This window comes from Nocardiopsis sp. CNR-923, assembly GCF_001942255.1.
GTDB lineage: Bacteria > Actinomycetota > Actinomycetes > Streptosporangiales > Streptosporangiaceae > Nocardiopsis.
In genome coordinates this window covers 1-16,790 of sequence record NZ_MKKC01000124.1, presented here as the reverse complement: position 1 = coordinate 16,790, position 16,790 = coordinate 1, and the positions used below count along the sequence as shown (strand labels likewise).

The following is a 16,790-nucleotide window of genomic DNA, read 5'->3' as shown; positions in this document are numbered from 1 at the left end:
CGAAGGTAGGAAGTGCGCGTTGCCTGGACGTGTCGCGTCGTAACACTCGGGAAACAGTGGGCTCACCCCAGGCCCGTGACCTCGGTGAGAACCGCGTACGAGCAGATGGTTCGGGGTGCGTATCGCGCGGATGTGGTGTGGGACACCTTCCGCGGCGGGGTCAGTCCCCAGAACGTGACCCGCGGGTCTGGGAGGCGCCCACCCCCAGTCCGAACACCAGCCCGAGTGCGATGCCCGTGGCCAGGTCGTCCATGGCTGTGCCGAGCGCGGCTCCCATGCCGAGACCGATCGCCAGCCACGTGCCGCCGCTGAACGTCGTCGTGCGGTGCTTCTTCATCGCGTTCCCTCCGTGTGGCGTGGGCGTGGATGGGACGTGTCGGGTGTGTGTCCGGTTCCCAGCCGGTCGGCCGTCGTCCCAGTTCCGCCCACGCGCCGTGAGGAGCGCTGTCCGGCCAGCAGGGCCAGTTCGGTGAGGGAGCCCACGTCTGCGCATTGGGCTTCGGTGAGCCGGTTGATCAGATGGCGGGTGTGCTGGGCCTGGGGGGTGGAGGGCAGCTCTCCCGCGTACAGGTCGGGCAGTGCCAGCTCGAAACCGCAGACCGCGCGGAGGGTGTGCCGGTGCGGCGCGCGGCTGACCGACCAGGCCACGCGCACGGCGTGCTCGTTGCCCGGCGGGACGTCCGGGCGGTCCGGTTCCCGGGCGGCGTAGCGGTAGCCGTCGGCCAGGTCGCAGGGCCCGCAGCCGCGCTCGCCCGATCCCAGGGGGTGGGCGCATTCCGGGCAGGGTTGCCGGTCCAGGGCGGCGTCGACCACCCGCCAGGAGAACCGGTGCGGCTCCTCGGTCACCATGCGGGCCAGGTCCCGCTCCTCGGGCGTCCCCGGCAGGACCTCCCACTCCTGGCACAGCCCTGACCACGCCGCCTCGACCTCGCGCGCGATCGCCGCCATGGTGCGGGCCAGCTCCGGGCTGCGCCACCGGCGCTCGTGGGTGTCCATGCCCGGCACGGTAGCCGGAGGCCGGAGAATCGGCCACGGGTTATTCTCCGGCCGGTCTCCCGTGCCTTCCCGCCGGTCCCGCGCCGGTGGCGGTCGCCGCGACGCGGGGGCGTGCGGCGCCTGTGGTCGCACCGGGATCGAGCCGGATGCCGCCGCGGGTGCGGAGGCAACGGACGGTCCGCTGGTCAGGTCACGCGCTTGCACCGCCGAACACGCTGAACCCGACCGGCAGCGGGGCGCGTCCGGTGAGGGCGAGCAGTACCTCGCTTAGGCGGTCCGAGGCCAGAGCCCCGGCCGGGTCGACGCCGGGTCGACCCCGGCGGCCCAGCCGCGTTCGGCGATCGCGGCGGGATCGGCGGTCGACCCGGCCCGGAGGTAGTCGGCGGCCGACGCCACCTCCGTCCCGAGCCGGGACCCGCCCAGGGCACGAAGGGGTCAGTCGGTCTGTCCGTCCTGGAGGCTTCGGACCACCTCCAGCGCCTCCTCGACGTGCTTGTCGATGACCGTCATCGAGTTGAAGACGTGGCGGACGGTGCCCTGGCGGTCGATCACGTAGGTGACCCGGCCCGGGAGCAGACCGAGCACACTCGGTACGCCATAGCTCTTGCGGACCTTGCTCCCCCGGTCGCTGACCAGGGTGAACGGCAGCCGGTGCCGTTCGGCGAAGGCCGCGTGCCGGTCCGCGGAGTCGGAGCTGACCCCGATCACCTCGGCTCCGGCGTCGGCGAAGACCTCGTGGCTGTCGCGGAAGGCGCACGCCTCGGCGGTGCACCCGGGGGTGTCGTCCTTGGGGTAGAAGTACAGCACCACCGTCCGCTCGCCGAGCCGGTCGTACAGACGTACCGGGTCACCGGTCTGCGACGGAAGGGTGAAGTCGGGCGCGGTGTCGCCGACCTGGATGCCTCGGGCCATGGTGTGCGGTTCCTTCACGTGGGTCGTCGGGACGAGGAGGCCGTGACCGTCGCCGGCTCCCCGTCCCAGCATCGCACCGGCCCGTCGGCGCCGCCGCGCCGCGGTCCCGTTCGCGGCGCGCCCGCGGGGATGGTCCGACCCTCGTGTTTGGGTGGTCGCATGATGAGACGACCGATTCTGGTTCTGGGCGCCACCGGCTCCACGGGGCGGCGGGTGGCCGGTCGGGCTCTTGGAGGTGTCGTGCCCTGTGGGCGGGTTCAGTCCCGCCGCCGGTCGGCGTTGGCGGCGAAGGCGTCGCGCAGGTAGGCGGACAGGCCCTCGCGGTGGGCGTCGACGGTGGCGGTGAAGCGCGCGTCGTCCACGTACAGCTGGCCCAGGCCCCGGTGGATCTGGGGTGTGCAGTCGTAGAACCACCGGTTGATGTGGTCGCGGTGGCGCTCGGCCAGGTCCATGGCGGTGGTGCTGTCCGCCGGAACACCCTCGGCCATGGCCTGGGCCAGTTCGCGGTAGATCGGCTCGGCCTCGGCGTTGAGGCGGTCCCAGTCCTGTCTGGTGTAGTGGTTGACCCTGTGCCGGGAGCGGGTCCAGGCGTCGGTGTGTCCCCAGCGGTGTTCGGCTTCGCCGGCGTGGGCGTCCACGTCGAAGTCGCCGAAGAGTTCGAGTCGTTCCTGCGGGGTGAGGCCGAGTCCCACGGTGTCCGCCTCCATCAGGAGTTCGAGTGCGTGCGCCATGGCACGCAGGCGGTCGATGCGCTCGGTCACCAGGCGGTGTTGGCGGGCCAGGTGGGCCCGGGCGTCGATCGCGGGGTCGTCGAGCAGGGTCGCGATCTCGTCGAGGCCGAAGCCGAGTTCCCGGTAGGCGAGGATCTGCCGTAGCGTTCGAGGTCGTCCTCGCCGTAGTCGCGGTAGCCGGAGGCGGTCCGCTCGGCTGGCACGAGGAGCCCGATCCGGTCGTAGTGGTGCAGTGCGCGTACCGTCTGGCCGCTGATTCTGGCGACCTCTCCCACGGTGAGGCCCATCCGTCCTCCGCTCGTCGTCGCTGGTGTTGCCGTGGTCGCGACGCTAGACCCTGACGCCGCGTCAGGGTCAAGGCGACCGCGCGGAGGGGGCCGCCGCATAACCTACTCGCGGGTAACATAACCCCATGAGCCTTGACCGCACCTCCGCCGACTACGAGTACGACCGGGACACCCGGGTCGACAAGACCGCCGACGGAACGTTCACAGCCACCCTCACCGACGAGTGGACCACCCTCACCACGCACCCCAACGGCGGCTACGTCCTCGGCACCGCCCTCAACGCGCTCGGCCAGACCCTCAACCAGCCCGACCCCGTCGCCGTCTCCGCCTTCTTCCTGCGCCCCGCCGCCGCCGGAGAGGCGCTCATGCGCACCGAGACTGTCCGCGAGGGCCGCCGCACCGCGACCGGCCAGGTCATCCTGGAACAGGGCGGCAGGGAGGTCATGCGCGCCACGGCCACCTACGCTGACCTGTCGCCCAACGGCGGACGCGAACTCCACCTGGAGGGCCCGCCCGACCTGCCCGACCCCGACCAATGCCCGCCGCCCCGGGAACTCGACCGAATCGAGGGCGTGACCATCGCCCACCGCCTGGACTACCGCTATCCCGGCGCCCCGGTTGGCTGGACGGCCGTACCGACGGCCGCCCCTACGAGGAGTTCTGGCTGCGCTTCGCCGACGGCCGCCAGGCCGACACCCACAGCCTGCCCGCGATGGTGGACTTCGCCATCCCCGCCGTGCTGAACATCGGTGAGTTCGGCACCGTCACCGTGGAGATGACCGCGCACGTTCGGGCCCGTCCCGCTCCCGGTTGGCTGGCCTGCCGGGTGTTCACCAAGCACGTGTCGGGCGGCTACCACGAGGAGGACATGGAGATCTGGGACAGCCAGGGCACCCTGGTCGCCCAGGGCCGCCAGTTGGCCATGCTGCTGTAGGCCCCGGCTGGTCCGCGCGGCTCCCGGCGCGGACACGCGTCCGGGCCGGGAGCGCGCCCGTGACCACGACTGCGTCCGCCGCGGCGCCGTGGCCGGGGCGTCCGGCCGGCCCGGTTCCCATCGCTGGTGTCATGCGGTGCGTTCTCGCACCGCCGAACCGCGTCACCGTGCCCGGCCGAACGCCCGGGTGCCCTCCGCGCCCCCGCGCGGGGAACACGATCAGGTCCGGGCGCGTGCCCGCAGCGCCCGCGCGCCCCGGCCGCGCCACAGCACGCCCTGGCGGGGTGAGAACAGGTACGCCAGGACGAACGCGCCCGCCTGGGCCAGCACGATCGACCCGCCCGTGGACACGTTGACGTGGAAGCTGGCGAACACGCCCACGAACGCCGCGGCCACGGCGACCGAGGCCGAGATGAGGAGCATGCGCTCGAACCGGTCGGTGAGCAGGTAGGCGGTGGCGCCGGGAATGATGACCATCGCGACCACGAGGATGATCCCCACCGCCTGGAGGGCGACCACGACGGTGACCGACAGCAGCCCCAGCAGCAGGGTCTCCAGCAGGCGCGGGTTGATGCCCAGTGCGTGCGCGTGGACGGGGTCGAACGCGTACAGGGTCAGGTCCCGGTGCTTGAACCAGACCACGGCCAGCACGATCGCGGCCAGGACCACGACCTGCCAGATGTCGGCGTCGGAGACCCCGAGCACGTTGCCGAACAGGATGTGGCTCAGGTCGGTCTGGCTGGGCACGCGGGAGACGAGCACCAGCCCCAGCGCGAACATCGCGGTGAACACGACCCCGATGACCGCGTCCTCCTTGACCCGGGAGGTGCGGTTGACGATGCCGATGAGGGCCACCGAGCCGCCGCCGAACACCAGCGCCCCCACGGCGAAGGGCGCGCCGAACAGGTAGGACAGCACCACGCCCGGCAGGACAGCGTGGGAGACGGCGTCGCCCATGAGCGACCAGCCCACCAGGGTCATCCAGCAGGACAGGACCGCGCACGCCACGCCGGCCACGACGCTGACCAGCAGGGCGCGCTGGACGAACTCGAACTGCATCGGTTCGGTGAACCACTGGGTCAGGGCGGTGATCACGTCCATGCGGCGGCTCCCCGCGCGGGGCGCGCTCCGAAGGCCTCCAGCAGGACGTCGGGGCGCAGGACCTCGTCGGGTGTCCCGTGGGCGAGCAGGCGGCGCTGCAGCAGGGCCGCCTCGTCGCACAGGTCGGGCACCTGGGCCAGGTCGTGGGTGGACACGAGCAGGGTGGCGCCGTCCTGGCGCAGGGAGCCGAGCAGGTCGACGACGGTGGCCTCGGAGCGCTTGTCGACCCCGGCGAAGGGTTCGTCGAGCAGCAGCACGTCGGCGCCCTGGGCGATGGCGCGGGCGACGAACGCGCGCTTGCGCTGGCCTCCGGACAGGGCGCCGATCTGGCGGTCGGCCAGGTCGGCGAGGTCGGTGCGGTCCAGGGCGTGGTCGACGGCCCGCCGGTCCGCGGCGCGGGGTCGTCGGCGCGGGCCCATGTGCCCGTAGCGGCCCATCATCACCACGTCGCGCACGCGGACGGGGAAGGCCCAGTCCACCTGCTCGGACTGGGGGACGTAGCCGACCAGCCCCTCCCTGCGCGCGGCGGTGTGGGTGCGGCCCAGGATCCGTATCCGTCCCCGGTCGGCCGAGACCAGGCCGAGGATGGTCTTGAACAGGGTGGACTTGCCCGATCCGTTGGTGCCGAGCAGGCCGCAGACGCGGCCGGGTCCCACGGTCAGGCTCACGTCCTCCAGGGCGAGCACGTCGCCGTAGCGGACGGTCGCCCCGGTGACCTCGATGGCGGGGATCATGTCGTCTCCTTAACCGGCGCTGAGACCCTCGACGATCGCCTCGGCGTCGTAGCGGATCAGGTCGAGGTAGGTGGGGACGGGCCCGTCGTCCTCGGACAGGGAGTCGACGTAGAGGGTGCGGCCCATCTGGGCGCCGGTCTCGCGGGCGACCGAACGCTGGGTGCCGTCGTTGACGGTGCTCTCGCAGAAGAGGGAGGGGACGTCGTTGTCGCGGACGAACTCGGTGACGGCGGCGGTCTGCTGGGGTGTGGCCTCGCCCTCGGAGTTGACCGACCACAGGTACATCTCGGTCAGACCGGCGTCGCGGGCCAGGTAGGGGAAGGCTCCCTCGCAGGTGACCAGCGCCCGGCTGGACTCGGGGACCCCGGCCAGTTCGGTCTCCAGGTAGGCGCCGACGTCGGCGATCTCGGTCTGGTAGGCCTCGGCGGCGGCGTCGTAGTCCGCCTCGCCCTCGGGGTCGAGTCCGACGAGGGCGTCGCGGATGTTGTCGACGTAGACCAGGGCGTTGTCGGGCGACATCCACGCGTGCGGGTTGGGTTCGCCCTCGTAGTCGCCGGAGGCGATCGCGATGGGCTCGATGCCGTCGCTGACGGTGGCCGTGGGGGCGTCGATGCGTTCGGTGAACTGCTGGAACCAGGCCTCCAACCCCATGCCGTTCTCCAGGATGAGGTCGGCGTCCTGGCCGCGCGCGAGGTCGTCGGGGGTGGGCTCGTAGAGGTGGATGTCGACGCCGGGCCGGGTGATGGAGACGATCTCGACCCGGTCGGCGGCCACGTTGCGGGCCATGTCGGCGATGACCGTGAACGTCGTCAGGACCAGAGGGCGCCCGTCGTCGGGGGTGTCCTCGGCGGACGTGGAACCGGCGGAGCAGGCGGTCAGGGCGAGACCGGTCGTGGCCGCGGCGAGCGCGAACGGCCAGGACCTTGAGGGGGACTCATCTCTGAAGTTCGGCACGCCTAACTTTCTATCACAACCTGTCCAAACTCAGCTATGGCGGGGCAGTGTCGGTCGGACGGGAGGGTGGGGCTCGGCGGTCGCCGTCGACCCCGACGCCGATCCCACCCGCCGCTCTCGCGTCCACCGCCGGTGCCGTCGTCCGCCACGGCGGGAGGCGCGTCAGCGCCACCGCCATGGACCTGGCCGAGCGCCACCGCGACCACATCGCCCGGTGGTTCTACGACCGCACACCCCAGATCCACCGGGGCCCGGGTCGGCTGCACATGGACGACGCGTGCTTCACCGCCACCGTCGACGCCCACCGCGAGGGCCTGTTTGTCCACCTGCGCGACGCTCTTGGCCGGCGCGTCCCAGTCCGCCCGATCGGCGTCCCCCGTTCCACCCGTTCGGTCCGCACACGCGTCGCGGTACCGGTACGCTCCAACCGTCGACGGGCGGCGAGTGACGAACGGGAGGTGCGCGGTGGCCGACACCTGGACCGCGATCGACTTCGAGACCGCCAACCAGGACCGCGGCAGCGCCTGCGCGGTCGGCCTCGTGCGCGTGGTCGACGGCAGGCCGGTGGAACGCCACTCCACCCTCATCCGCCCACCCGATCCCGTGCGCCACTTCTCCCACCACAACGTCGCCGTGCACGGCATCACCGCCGCCGATGTCGCCCACGCCCCGGCCTGGGACGCCGTGTGGCGGCGGATCCTCGACTTCGCCGACGGCGGCGCCCTGGTCGCGCACAACGCGCCCTTCGACATGGGCGTCGTGCGCAGGGCGTGCGCCCACACCGGGCTCGGCCACCCCGCGATCGACTACGCGTGCACGCTCGCCCTGTCGCGTCGCACCTGGCGCGCTCTGGCCGACCACCGCCTGCCCACCGTGTGCGCGCACATCGGCCACCGCGTCACCCGCCACCACCGCGCCGACGCCGACGCCGAGGCGGCCGCCCGCATCATGATCGCCGCCATGTCCGAGCACGGCACCACCTCGCTGGCCGAGCTGTCCCGCGCCGCGGGACTGCGCCTGGGCCGCCTGGACGCGGTGACCGCGCCGACCCCCGTCGCCGCCCCCTCCCCCGTCGGGCCCGCCGCCGACCGGTTCGACCACTGGCGCAGGGCCGCCGAGACCCCGATGCCCCAGGCCTGTCCCGACGCCGACCCCTCCGGCCCGCTGTTCGGGCGTACCGTGTGCCTGTCCGGCGACCTGGCCGCGATGGACAAGCCCGAGGCCTGGCGGCGCGTCGCCGAGGCGGGCGGCCACCCCGCCAGGAACGTCACCAGGACCACCGACGTGCTCGTCGTCGGCTCGCACGCGGGGGTCGGCAAGACCGCCAAGCACCGCCGCGCCGAGACCTACCGCGAGCGCGGGCAGCGCATCGACATCATCACCGAGGCCGAACTGCTCTCCCGACTCGGCATGACCGGCGCCTGAGCCCGCTCAGGCCGCCTCCGGGGCGGGCGCGGACGCCGGGCCGGTGAGCTGGCGGAGCAGGGCGTCGGTCGCCCCGTCGCGCCAGCGGTCGACGTTCGGCGACCCTGCGCCGCACGGTCCCGCGCGGGTCGGCGTTGGTCCGCCACGGCGCCGGCCTCAGGAACCGAGGTAGCGCAGCACCGCGAGCACGCGGCGGCTGTAGCCGGTGGTGTGGGCGATCCCCAGCTTGTCGAAGATCGCGTTGACGTGCTTCTCCACCGCGCTGACCGACACGTGCAACCGCTCGGCGATGGAGGTGTTGGTCAGCCCCTGGGCCATGCGCTCCAACACGTCGCGCTCGCGCGGGGTGAGCGCGGCCAGCGGGTCGACGTGGGCGCTGCGGGCCAGCAGGCGGCGCACCACCTCGGGGTCGAAGGCGGCGCCGCCGGCGCGCACCCGCTCCAGCGCGTCGAGGAACTCCCCCACCTCCGAGACCCGGTCCTTGAGCAGGTAGCCCACGCCCCCGGAGGACCCTGAGAGCAGTTCGGCCGCGTACCGCCGCTCCACGTACTGCGACAGCACGAGCACCGCCACGGCGGGGTGGTCGGCCCGCACCCGCAGGGCGGCGCGCAGTCCCTCGTCGGTGTGGGTCGGGGGCATGCGCACGTCCACCACGGCGGCGTCGGGGGTGTGCTCGGCGACGGCGTCGAGCAGGGTGTCGGCGTCGCCGACCGCGGCCACGACCTGGTGCCCCTCCTCCTCCAGGAGTCGCACCAGCCCCTCCCGCAGCAGGACCGAGTCGTCGGCGATCACCAGGCGCATGTGGGCTCCGTGTCCGTGGGTGCGGTGGGTCGGTCGGTCAGGGGCACGTGCGCGCGTACGACCGTGGGACCGCCGTCGGGGCTGTGCACGGACAGCGTTCCGTCGAGTGCCCGCACGCGGCGGAGCAGGCCGGTCAGGCCCTGGCCGCGCGGGTCGGCGCCGCCGGGGCCGTCGTCGGTCACGCTCAGCTCGACGCGGGTGTGGTCGGCGCGCACCCGCACCTCCACCCGGTGGGGGCGGGCGTGCTTGACGGCGTTGGTGATGGCCTCGCGCGCCGTGAAGTAGACGGCGGTGGCGGCGGTGGGCGGCAGCGGTTCAAGCAGGTCGCATTCGACGGTGACGGGCAGCGGGGCGCGTTCGGCGATCTCGTTCAGGGCCGACTCCAGCCCGAGCGTGTCCAGCGCCGTGGGGTAGACCCGCCAGGCCACCTCGCGCAGTTCGTCCAGCAAGACCCGGGTCTGTTCGTGCGCCTGGCCGAGCAGGCGGGCGGCGCGTTCGGGGTCGTCGCCCCGCCGTGCCCTGCCGAGCAACATGGCCAGGGCCACCACGCGCTGTTGGACGCCATCGTGCAGGTCGCGTTCGATGCGGCGGCGCTCCTCGTCGACGGCGCGGACGATCCCCGAACGGCTCCGGGCCAGTTCGTCGATGCGCCGGGTGAGGAGGTCCTCGGTGCTGGGTCCCAGGATCCGCCGGGCCAATGACCGGTCCAGCGCGGTGACCCCGGCCAGGGCGCCCCACAGTCCCAGGAAGGTGACGAGGGCGAACGAGGCGCCGAGGGCGAGCGTGGACGTGGACAGACTCACCCCGGGCAGGGTGATCCACACCTGCGACGCGGTGCCGGTGACCGCCTCCCACACCGTGCCCCCGGTGAACAACGCCCACAGTCCGCCGAGCACGAACAGGACCGCCGCCGTCACGGCCGCCACCACCAGTCGGACGCCCAGGTACAGCGCCCGTGGCGCCGTGTCCGGGCACGCGTGGAGCCCCAGCCCCGCCCAGCGGGAAAGACGGCGCACTTCCAGGTCGGCGACCGCCCGCACGCCCGCGGCGAGCGCGGGCGCCACCCGCCGGCGGGCGCGGGGCCAGGCCAGGGCGGGTAGCGCGGCCACCGCCAGGACGGCCCCGGCCGCGGTCAGGGCGGCCGTGCCCAGCCCGGCCAGGACCGCGACCAGGACCCGCGCGTGCCCGCCCGCGAGCGCCACCGCCGCCGCGGTCCGAGCCCGCACGTCCCGCCCTGTCGCCGCCACTACCGTGGTCTCCCCCTCCGCTGGCCGGTCGGCGCAGCGACGACGACTCTAGCGTCCGGACCGCGGCCGGGGCCCTGGGGGTTTCCGCCGGGACGGCTGCGGTCGCCCTCCGGCGCCGGGGTGGGGTCGACCGCAGGTACCCCAGGACCGCCGGCACGTCCGGCGACGCCGGCGCGTGCGCGTCGCCACGGCAGCCTCCTGACCCCGCACGGCCGCGCGGTGCCGGGAAGCGCCGCTCAGGTGTGGCTGGCGTACCGCAGGATGGCGCCGCTGTCCCCGCTGGGCTCGCCGTTCTCGCGCAGCTCGGTGAACCCGGAGTCGGACGTCACCGCCGAGCGCAGCATCAACGCGCTGGCCGGAGCCCGGAAGGCCGACTCGGGGTCGTCCATGTCGGTGCGGTGCGAGCTCACCAGGATCGGCTCGGTGGGCGATCCCCACAACTGGGGTTCGCGGTCCCGCGCGGCGCCGAGCAGCAGCGTGCGCACCCGGGCCTCGGACAGCATCGGCAGCGTGGGCTCGGTCCCCGAGACCGCCTGGTCGTGTGCGAGCTTGCGGTGGTACTCGGCGGCGACGTGCTCCTGCCCCTGGACGACGAACTCACGCAGCGCCTCGGCCGCGGCCTCGTGCAGCCGCTCCTCGGCGTCGGGGCCGCCGCGCCCGCCCGCCACGAGCAGGATCGGCACGTCCATGCGACGTTCGGACAGGTTGTCGCGCAGGTAGGAGATGGCCTCCTGGTCTCCGCCGACGAAGATCACCGCGGCGTCGACCTCCGCGACCGCGTCCCGCACGTGCTGGGCGACCTTGGCGGTGTTGTCCCGCCACATGTCCTGGGCGACGGACTTGCCGGGGAAGCGGCCGTTGTAGCCGCCCAGGTTGCCGGGGCCGCCGCGGCTCATGACGTCGATGCCTTGCAGGTCGTCTCCGGTGACGTCCCGCTCGGAGGCGGGTCCGTGGCTGGGGTAGGCGGGGTAGGCGGTCACGCGCGCGTTGACGCGGTCGAGCGCACCAGCACGAACGGCTGGTGGCGGTCCCGGTCGACGGCCACGGGAAGGACGTCAGGGACGGGCGACCACGTGGCGCGGTCCTGGCGCGGGGGTTCGGTGAGCGTGTGGGAGGACAGCAGCTGCCCGTCGGAGGCGAACAGGGACTGGCCGTGCGTGCCGAAGGACTGGGAGTCCCCTCCGCCCACGGCCTCCTCCAGGGCGTGAGCGTGGCCTCGTCCGTGCCCAGCACGGCCAGTTCCTCGCGCAGGTGGCGCCAGCGCAGCTCGATCTCCCTGTCGGCTTCCCTGCTGCCGCGGCTGGTGTCCAGGTGCACCGAGGCCACCGGGGCGCCGCTCTCGTACAGCGGACGCAGAAAACCAAGGTCCATGATCGCGCGGGGCGCGTCTCCCCCGCCCCGCCCACCTCCTTCTCAGGGTCGGCCGTCAGGCCATCCTGGGTTCCATGGTGCTCTCGACCGGTGGTCGGCACGTCGGTCCAGACGTGCTCCTTGCCCAAGGATGCCCTGGGCTTGCCCGAGCGGAACGGCGGGGCGACGGTGCTTGGTCGCAGCGCCGCTCAGACGGCCGCACCCCTGCCGGCGGCGGTCAGGCGGCCTCCCAGGGGGCCAGGCCCGGGTCACGCCCGAGGCCGCGCAGGATCGAGATCTCGACGGGGGAGTAACGCCCGTGCGGGCGGTGGAGCCGCATCTTCGTGCTGGGAACCAGCGGAGGCTGTCCCATGAAGCGGGGCCGGGTGCCGCGGTGCGGCTGCGCGCCGTGCACGAGGAAGGGGTGGCACAGATAGACGTCGCCCGCACGGCCGGTGGCGAGGGCGATCGGGCGGTGCATGCTCTCCTGCTCGCCGGTGACGTTCCCGCCCTCCTCTCCGAGCGGTTCCAGCGACCGGGGGACGTCCAGGTGGGATCCGACGCGGATCCGGGTGGGCGCGTCGTCGGCCTCCACGTCGGAGAAGAGGAAGAGCATCAACAACGCGCGGCCACGGGAGCGCAGGTTGGTGCGGAACCCGCCCCAGTCGAACGAGGCCCAGTCGATCTGATGCTCGCGGCCGGCCATCCGGACCAGTTCGGGGTGCCATCCGGCGTCGATGTGCCAGCCGTCGTCTCCGGGGTCCTGCGGGTGCGGGAAGCGCACCGGGAAGGTCCCGAGGCCCATGACCTCCCTCCAACGGCCGGGGCCGACGAGGCGGTCGAAGGCGGCGTGCAGCTGGTCGGTGTTGGCGGCCAGATAGAACGGGCGCTGCGCGAAACTGTCGAGTCTGACGACCGGTTCGTCCCACGTCGTGGGGTCGTCGGGATCCTTGCCGGTCGCCTCCCACATGATGGCGCGGGCCTCGTCGGCCAGCTCGCGTGGGAACGCCTCCTCCAGGTGGAGGAATCCGTCGGCGATGAACCGTTCGACCTGTTCGTCGGTGGGCCCTTCTGTGCGCATGTCGGGCGCCCTCCTGGAATCGACGTGGTGGCTGGATACCGCGGACGTCCGGCACGGGGGACGGTCCGTGTCGGATGGTTCCACGCGGGGACCTGCGGTCCAGCGGTTTTCGGCGGTGTCCACCGCTCCACCGGACCGGCGCACGACGTCGACGGTCGGCAGGGCGTCAGGGCCCGGCCGCCTCCTCCGGCTGCCAGCGGGCGAGCGCACGCAGGGCGGCGTTGGTCTGCGCGAACCCCTGGTCGCCGAGCAGGGCCCGCATCTGGCCGTTGAACCGGTCGATCTCGGGTTGGGCGGCGCGCAGGGCGGCGGCGCCGTCGTCGGTCAGTTCCAGCACCACGGCGCGGTGTTGGCTGGGGTGCGCGCGCTTGGCGACCAGACCCGCCCGGACCAGGCGGGTGACCAGCGCGGTGACGGCGGACTCGCGCAGTCCCAGCACCTGGGCGAGCTGGCGCTGGGTGGTGCCAGGACCGGCGCGCACGGCGAACAGCGCGCCGAGCTGCGCGGTGGTGATCCCGGCCGCGGCCTGGAGGCGGCGGTCGGCGGTGGTGCGCAGCTGGTGCGCGGCCCGTTGGAGGAGGAAGTACAGGCGCTGGTCGGGCTCGGACATGTGTCGATCTTGACAGAGGTGCCGCGGACGCGACATGGTCACTTCACCAGTGAAGTGAAATCGGATCGAGGTGTGCCGTGGACGAGACCCTGGACCTGACGGTGGCGCGGAAGGTGCTGGAGGCCCAGCCGTTCAGCGTCCTGCTCGGCGCCCGCCTGACCGCCTTCGGCGACGGCGCCGCCACGCTGGAACTGGACATCCGGGATGACCTGCGCCAACAGAACGGGTTCGTGCACGGCGGTGTGCTCAGCTACGCGGCGGACAACGCGCTGACCTTCGCCGCGGGCACCGCGGTCGGGACGAGCCTGGTCACCGCGGGCTTCTCCGTCGACTACCTGCGCCCCGCACGCGGCGCCGTGCTGAGCGCCCGGGCGCGGGTGGTCCGGGCCGGGCGCACCCGCGCGGTGTGCCGGTGCGACCTGTACACGGTGGACGAGCGGGGCGAGGAGACCCTGTGCGCCGTGGCCCAGGGCAGCGTCGCGGTGGCCGAGGCGACCGGCGGCTCCTGAACCCCGCGTGGGACCTCGGGAGCGCCGGTCCCACGGTCCCAACTCCCCGGCCCGCTCGGCGAAGCGCCCAGGGCGCTCGCGTGCGGCGGCAGCGGGGGGTCCCCGTCCACGCGCGGTCGCGGGGCCGACGGGATGGTTCGTCGTCGGTCACGGTCGCATGTGGGCCTTCCGGACGGGGGCGGGGCCGCCCTGTCACGGCCGGATATCCGATCGTGACGTGTCGTTGGCGTCACGGATCGGTATGAACCGATCACCCGTTCCCCCACACCGCGTAAGGACGACGATGTCCACCACCCATGAGGCGCCGCGCTCGCTGTGGCGGCGCTACCTCGACATCCCCCTCATCTGGAAGATGGCCGTGGCCCTGGCCGCCGGAGTGTGCTTCGGACTGGCGGCCAACGTCCTGGGCTGGCAGGACTGGGCCCTGCCCGTCCTCGAACCTCTCGGCGAACTCTTCCTCCGCCTGCTGCGGATGCTCATCTTTCCCCTGATCATCACCACCCTGATCACAGGCGTCGCCTCGCTCTCGCCGCAGCGACTGGGCCGCATCGGCCTCAAGGTCCTGGCGTTCTACCTGGTCACGTCGGCCGTGGCGATGACGGTCGGGCTGACGCTGGCCCTGGCCGTCTCCCCCGGCACCGGTCTCGACCTGCCCGAACAGGGCCAGGAGGCTCCGGAGCCGACCTCGGTCTCCGAGGTCCTGCTCGACATCGTCCCGGCCAACCCCTTCCAGTCCCTGGCCGAGGGCAACGTCCTGGCCGTGATGTTCGGCGCGATCGTGACCGGTCTTGCCCTGGCCTTCATGCTCGGCAGCGGCGACGACCGCGTCCAGGGGCTGGGCGTGCTGCTCAAGCGCGCGGTCGACGGCGCGGTCGAACTGGTCTTCAGGGTCGTGCGCGGCGTCCTGGAGTACGCGCCGGTCGGTGTGTTCGCGCTGATCGCCGCCGTGCTCGCCGACACGGGCACCGAGGTGCTGTTGCCCCTGGTGCGGCTCACGGCCGTCGTCTACGGCGCGATCGCCGTCCAGATCATCGCCTACGTCCTCATCCTGGCGCTGTTCCGAGCCCAGATCGGACGGTTTTTCGCCGCGGCCAAGGACCCGATGCTCACCGCGTTCGTCACCCGGTCCAGCAGCGGCACGCTCCCGGTCACCACGGCGGCGGCCAAGCGGATGGGCGTGCGCGAGGGCGTCTACGGCTTCAGCCTGCCTCTCGGAGCCACCGTCAACATGGACGGGACCGCGATCTACGTCGGCGCGGCCACCGTGTTCGTGGCCAACATCGCCGGGGTCGAGCTCACCGTCGGCCAGCTGCTCACGGTCGTGCTCGTCGGAGTCCTGGCGTCGATCGGCACCGCCGGGGTTCCCGGCGCCGGACTGGTCATGCTGTCGATGGCCGTCACCTCGGTCGGGCTTCCGCTGGCCCCCGTGGGATGGGTCGCCGGAATCGACGCGATCCTGGACATGGCCCGCACGATGTGCAACGTCACCGGCGACCTGACCGGAACCCGGGTCGTGGCCGGAACGGAGAGGGGTATGCTCGGCGATCCGGACGCCCCGGAGGATCCGCCGGGCGGCGCGGACGCCGGGGCTGCCCCCGCCCGGGAGTGACCCACCGGCTGCCCCGGCCTGCAGCCCGCACCGGTGGGTCAGGCCGACCGGCTCCGCACGCGGGTGCGGTTGCGTTCCAGGAACCGGCGCAGGGCCTCGTTGAACCGCTCCGGCCGCTCCAGGTTGGGCAGGTGGGCCGCCCCCTCCACGATCTCCACGACCGAGTCCGGCACCAGCACGTGCATGCTCTCCGCCAGTTCCGGCGGCGTGAAGGGGTCCTCCCGGCCCGCCACGAGCAGGGTCGGACACGACACCCTGGGCAGCAGCGGCACGTGGTCGGGGCGCCGGGCCCGACCGCGCAGGGCGGCCGCGGCCCCCTCCGGCGGCACCGCGCCCATCATGGCGCGCACGTGCGCGGCGACCTCCGGCATCTCACACACGTTGGCCGGGCTCACCATGCCCACGAGCATCTCGTCGGCGTACCCGCTCATGCCCTCGGCCGACAGCCGCGCCGCCATGCGCTGGCGGTCGCGTCGACCCCGCTCGGTCACCGGGTGCGGCGTGGTGGCCGCCAGGGTGAGGGTGTCGACACCGTCGGGGAAGAGCCGGTACAGCTCCAACGCGACCTCGGCGCCCATGGACAACCCGACGATCCCCACCATGCCCAGGTCCAGGTGGTTGAGCAGGGCCTCCAGGTCGCGGGCGAACGTCTCCAAAGTGGTGATCCCGGGCACCACCGAGCTGCGCCCGTACCCGCGCAGGTCCGGTGCGATGACCCGGTAGCCGCGCCCGGCCAGCGCCTGGACCTGCGGATCCCACATCGTCCGGTCGAAGGGATGGCCGTGGATCAGCAGGAGCGGATACCCAGCTCCACGGTCGGTGTAGCTGATGTCGATCCCGCGCACGGAGGCAGTGCCCGGGCCGTCGGTGTTCGCGGTGTTCGTCATCTGATATCCCACGGTTACCGATGCTAGAGCCTCGCACACGACCTGTCTCGGGTCCGTCGCACACCGGAACCCGCCCACAGCACGGACGCCACGAGATAGGGGGCCGCGAGCAGGGCGAACGTCCCGGAGTGCCCGAGAAAGACGAATACACCGGCGTACACCGCGTAGGTGGTGAGAGTGGACAGGTCGGTGCCCAACTGGGCCAGGGAGGTCACCGTGGCCCGACTGGGGCCGGTGATGGCGGCCTGGAGCCGGGCGTCGGCGAGCACCTCCTTGGTGTCCGGAACCACGGGCGCGCCCCGCCGCGTCACCGTGCGCGCACGCGGGCGCCACGCCTTCGCCGAACGCTCCGCACACGGCGTACCGGAATTCTCCGAGCGACACGACGGTAATGTCACCGTGCGTCGCCACATGGGTTCGTATCGTGGTGAACCAGCAACGACGCTACAGACCGACACGGCGACGGATCGTCGCCTGATCGTCACTCTGGAGCGGCCAACGTTCACCGTCCGCTGGTTGGGGCGTACCGGATCGCGTGGCCGGATGGGGAACGGCGCCTCTCGCCCCTTCCCCCCGGGAAGCGAGCCGCCCCCTACCCCCCAGGAGCCCGCATGTCCGAGAA

The 16,790-nt window shown here is 72.9% G+C and carries 18 protein-coding genes and 3 pseudogenes; 5 read left to right on the top strand and 16 right to left on the bottom strand.

Annotated elements, in window-relative coordinates; genetic code table 11:
* Nucleotides 1-160: 160 nt before the first annotated feature.
* The 5 genes and pseudogenes from BJF83_RS28030 to BJF83_RS22340 form a co-directional block, all read right to left on the bottom strand.
* The gene (locus tag BJF83_RS28030; RefSeq protein ID WP_187347205.1) at nt 161-337 is read right to left on the bottom strand and encodes a hypothetical protein; all 177 of its coding nucleotides are present in this window, start codon (nt 335-337) and stop codon (nt 161-163) included.
* Nucleotides 334-996 (bottom strand): hypothetical protein, encoded by a 663-nt coding sequence (locus tag BJF83_RS22350; RefSeq protein ID WP_262391767.1) that lies wholly within the window; start codon nt 994-996, stop codon nt 334-336. The genes BJF83_RS28030 and BJF83_RS22350 overlap by 4 nt, the downstream gene beginning before the upstream one ends.
* A 267-nt stretch (nt 997-1,263) precedes the next feature.
* The gene (locus tag BJF83_RS29890; protein ID WP_262391766.1) at nt 1,264-1,392 is read right to left on the bottom strand and encodes a hypothetical protein; all 129 of its coding nucleotides are present in this window, start codon (nt 1,390-1,392) and stop codon (nt 1,264-1,266) included.
* Nucleotides 1,393-1,431: 39 nt separating this feature from the next.
* Nucleotides 1,432-1,908 carry a peroxiredoxin gene (locus BJF83_RS22345; protein ID WP_075927863.1) on the bottom strand — a complete coding sequence of 159 codons (477 nt, stop codon included), beginning with the start codon at nt 1,906-1,908 and terminating at the stop codon, nt 1,432-1,434.
* A 257-nt stretch (nt 1,909-2,165) separates the two neighbouring features.
* Nucleotides 2,166-2,926, bottom strand: a pseudogene (locus BJF83_RS22340) (MerR family transcriptional regulator).
* A gap of 125 nt (nt 2,927-3,051) precedes the next feature.
* Here BJF83_RS22340 and BJF83_RS31315 point away from each other — a divergent pair.
* Nucleotides 3,052-3,860: pseudogene (locus BJF83_RS31315) on the top strand (thioesterase family protein).
* A gap of 219 nt (nt 3,861-4,079) precedes the next feature.
* Here the strand turns inward: BJF83_RS31315 and BJF83_RS22330 are convergent.
* The 3 genes from BJF83_RS22330 to BJF83_RS22320 are packed head-to-tail and all read right to left on the bottom strand — an operon-like array spanning nt 4,080 to nt 6,649.
* A complete protein-coding gene (locus BJF83_RS22330; protein ID WP_075927860.1) occupies nt 4,080-4,961 on the bottom strand; it encodes a metal ABC transporter permease in 882 nt (293 codons plus the stop codon).
* Nucleotides 4,952-5,695 carry a metal ABC transporter ATP-binding protein gene (locus BJF83_RS22325; RefSeq protein ID WP_075927859.1) on the bottom strand — a complete coding sequence of 248 codons (744 nt, stop codon included), beginning with the start codon at nt 5,693-5,695 and terminating at the stop codon, nt 4,952-4,954. Before BJF83_RS22325 ends, BJF83_RS22330 begins: the two co-directional genes overlap by 10 nt.
* A gap of 9 nt (nt 5,696-5,704) precedes the next feature.
* Nucleotides 5,705-6,649, bottom strand: a complete 945-nt coding sequence (locus tag BJF83_RS22320) for a metal ABC transporter substrate-binding protein (RefSeq protein WP_075927858.1) — start codon at nt 6,647-6,649, stop codon at nt 5,705-5,707.
* A gap of 47 nt (nt 6,650-6,696) precedes the next feature.
* Between BJF83_RS22320 and BJF83_RS26295 the strand changes: the two are divergent.
* Both BJF83_RS26295 and BJF83_RS22310 read left to right on the top strand, forming a co-directional pair.
* A pseudogene (locus BJF83_RS26295) lies at nt 6,697-6,978 on the top strand (TipAS antibiotic-recognition domain-containing protein); the annotation flags it as partial.
* 136 nt (nt 6,979-7,114) lie between these two features.
* Complete coding sequence (locus BJF83_RS22310; RefSeq protein ID WP_075927857.1) at nt 7,115-8,074, top strand: exonuclease domain-containing protein; 960 nt, start codon at nt 7,115-7,117, stop codon at nt 8,072-8,074.
* A 156-nt stretch (nt 8,075-8,230) separates the two neighbouring features.
* Here BJF83_RS22310 and BJF83_RS22305 read toward each other — a convergent pair whose 3' ends face one another.
* The 6 genes from BJF83_RS22305 to BJF83_RS22285 all read right to left on the bottom strand — a co-directional run bounded on the left by BJF83_RS22305 (nt 8,231) and on the right by BJF83_RS22285 (nt 13,163).
* On the bottom strand, nt 8,231-8,875 hold the full coding sequence (locus BJF83_RS22305; RefSeq protein ID WP_075927856.1) for a response regulator transcription factor: 645 nt from the start codon (nt 8,873-8,875) through the stop codon (nt 8,231-8,233).
* The gene (locus BJF83_RS22300; protein WP_143832035.1) at nt 8,863-10,122 is read right to left on the bottom strand and encodes a sensor histidine kinase; all 1,260 of its coding nucleotides are present in this window, start codon (nt 10,120-10,122) and stop codon (nt 8,863-8,865) included. Before BJF83_RS22300 ends, BJF83_RS22305 begins: the two co-directional genes overlap by 13 nt.
* Before the next feature lie 236 nt (nt 10,123-10,358).
* A complete protein-coding gene (locus tag BJF83_RS22295; protein ID WP_394329374.1) occupies nt 10,359-11,102 on the bottom strand; it encodes a hypothetical protein in 744 nt (247 codons plus the stop codon).
* Nucleotides 11,099-11,311 carry a hypothetical protein gene (locus BJF83_RS31310; protein ID WP_394329373.1) on the bottom strand — a complete coding sequence of 71 codons (213 nt, stop codon included), beginning with the start codon at nt 11,309-11,311 and terminating at the stop codon, nt 11,099-11,101. Before BJF83_RS31310 ends, BJF83_RS22295 begins: the two co-directional genes overlap by 4 nt.
* Nucleotides 11,312-11,710: 399 nt before the next feature.
* Entirely contained in the window at nt 11,711-12,553 is an 843-nt protein-coding gene (locus tag BJF83_RS22290) for a phytanoyl-CoA dioxygenase family protein (protein WP_075927855.1), read from the bottom strand.
* Between the two features lie 166 nt (nt 12,554-12,719).
* A complete protein-coding gene (locus BJF83_RS22285) occupies nt 12,720-13,163 on the bottom strand; it encodes a MarR family winged helix-turn-helix transcriptional regulator (RefSeq protein WP_075927854.1) in 444 nt (147 codons plus the stop codon).
* A 77-nt stretch (nt 13,164-13,240) separates the two neighbouring features.
* On the opposite strand from BJF83_RS22285, the gene BJF83_RS22280 reads away from it, so the two are divergent.
* Nucleotides 13,241-13,672 carry a PaaI family thioesterase gene (locus BJF83_RS22280; RefSeq protein WP_187347204.1) on the top strand — a complete coding sequence of 144 codons (432 nt, stop codon included), beginning with the start codon at nt 13,241-13,243 and terminating at the stop codon, nt 13,670-13,672.
* Between the two features lie 283 nt (nt 13,673-13,955).
* Nucleotides 13,956-15,281 carry a dicarboxylate/amino acid:cation symporter gene (locus tag BJF83_RS22275; RefSeq protein WP_075927852.1) on the top strand — a complete coding sequence of 442 codons (1,326 nt, stop codon included), beginning with the start codon at nt 13,956-13,958 and terminating at the stop codon, nt 15,279-15,281.
* 38 nt (nt 15,282-15,319) lie between these two features.
* Here the strand turns inward: BJF83_RS22275 and BJF83_RS22270 are convergent, their stop codons facing one another.
* A complete protein-coding gene (locus BJF83_RS22270) occupies nt 15,320-16,168 on the bottom strand; it encodes an alpha/beta fold hydrolase (RefSeq protein WP_187347203.1) in 849 nt (282 codons plus the stop codon).
* Nucleotides 16,169-16,191: 23 nt separating this feature from the next.
* Complete coding sequence (locus tag BJF83_RS28025; protein WP_075927851.1) at nt 16,192-16,458, bottom strand: hypothetical protein; 267 nt, start codon at nt 16,456-16,458, stop codon at nt 16,192-16,194.
* Nucleotides 16,459-16,790 lie beyond the last annotated feature (332 nt).

Bases quoted from the DNA above. Each gene is read 5' to 3' on its own strand.
- BJF83_RS22330 (WP_075927860.1), bottom strand. From the start codon at position 4,961: ATGGACGTGATCACCGCCCTGACCCAGTGGTTCACCGAACCGATGCAG.
- BJF83_RS28030 (WP_187347205.1), bottom strand. From the start codon at position 337: ATGAAGAAGCACCGCACGACGACGTTCAGCGGCGGCACGTGGCTGGCG.
- BJF83_RS22285 (WP_075927854.1), bottom strand. From the start codon at position 13,163: ATGTCCGAGCCCGACCAGCGCCTGTACTTCCTCCTCCAACGGGCCGCG.
- BJF83_RS22290 (WP_075927855.1), bottom strand. From the start codon at position 12,553: ATGCGCACAGAAGGGCCCACCGACGAACAGGTCGAACGGTTCATCGCC.
- BJF83_RS22345 (WP_075927863.1), bottom strand. From the start codon at position 1,908: ATGGCCCGAGGCATCCAGGTCGGCGACACCGCGCCCGACTTCACCCTT.
- BJF83_RS22350 (WP_262391767.1), bottom strand. From the start codon at position 996: ATGGACACCCACGAGCGCCGGTGGCGCAGCCCGGAGCTGGCCCGCACC.
- BJF83_RS22275 (WP_075927852.1), top strand. From the start codon at position 13,956: ATGTCCACCACCCATGAGGCGCCGCGCTCGCTGTGGCGGCGCTACCTC.
- BJF83_RS22270 (WP_187347203.1), bottom strand. From the start codon at position 16,168: ATGACGAACACCGCGAACACCGACGGCCCGGGCACTGCCTCCGTGCGC.
- BJF83_RS22305 (WP_075927856.1), bottom strand. From the start codon at position 8,875: ATGCGCCTGGTGATCGCCGACGACTCGGTCCTGCTGCGGGAGGGGCTG.
- BJF83_RS22325 (WP_075927859.1), bottom strand. From the start codon at position 5,695: ATGATCCCCGCCATCGAGGTCACCGGGGCGACCGTCCGCTACGGCGAC.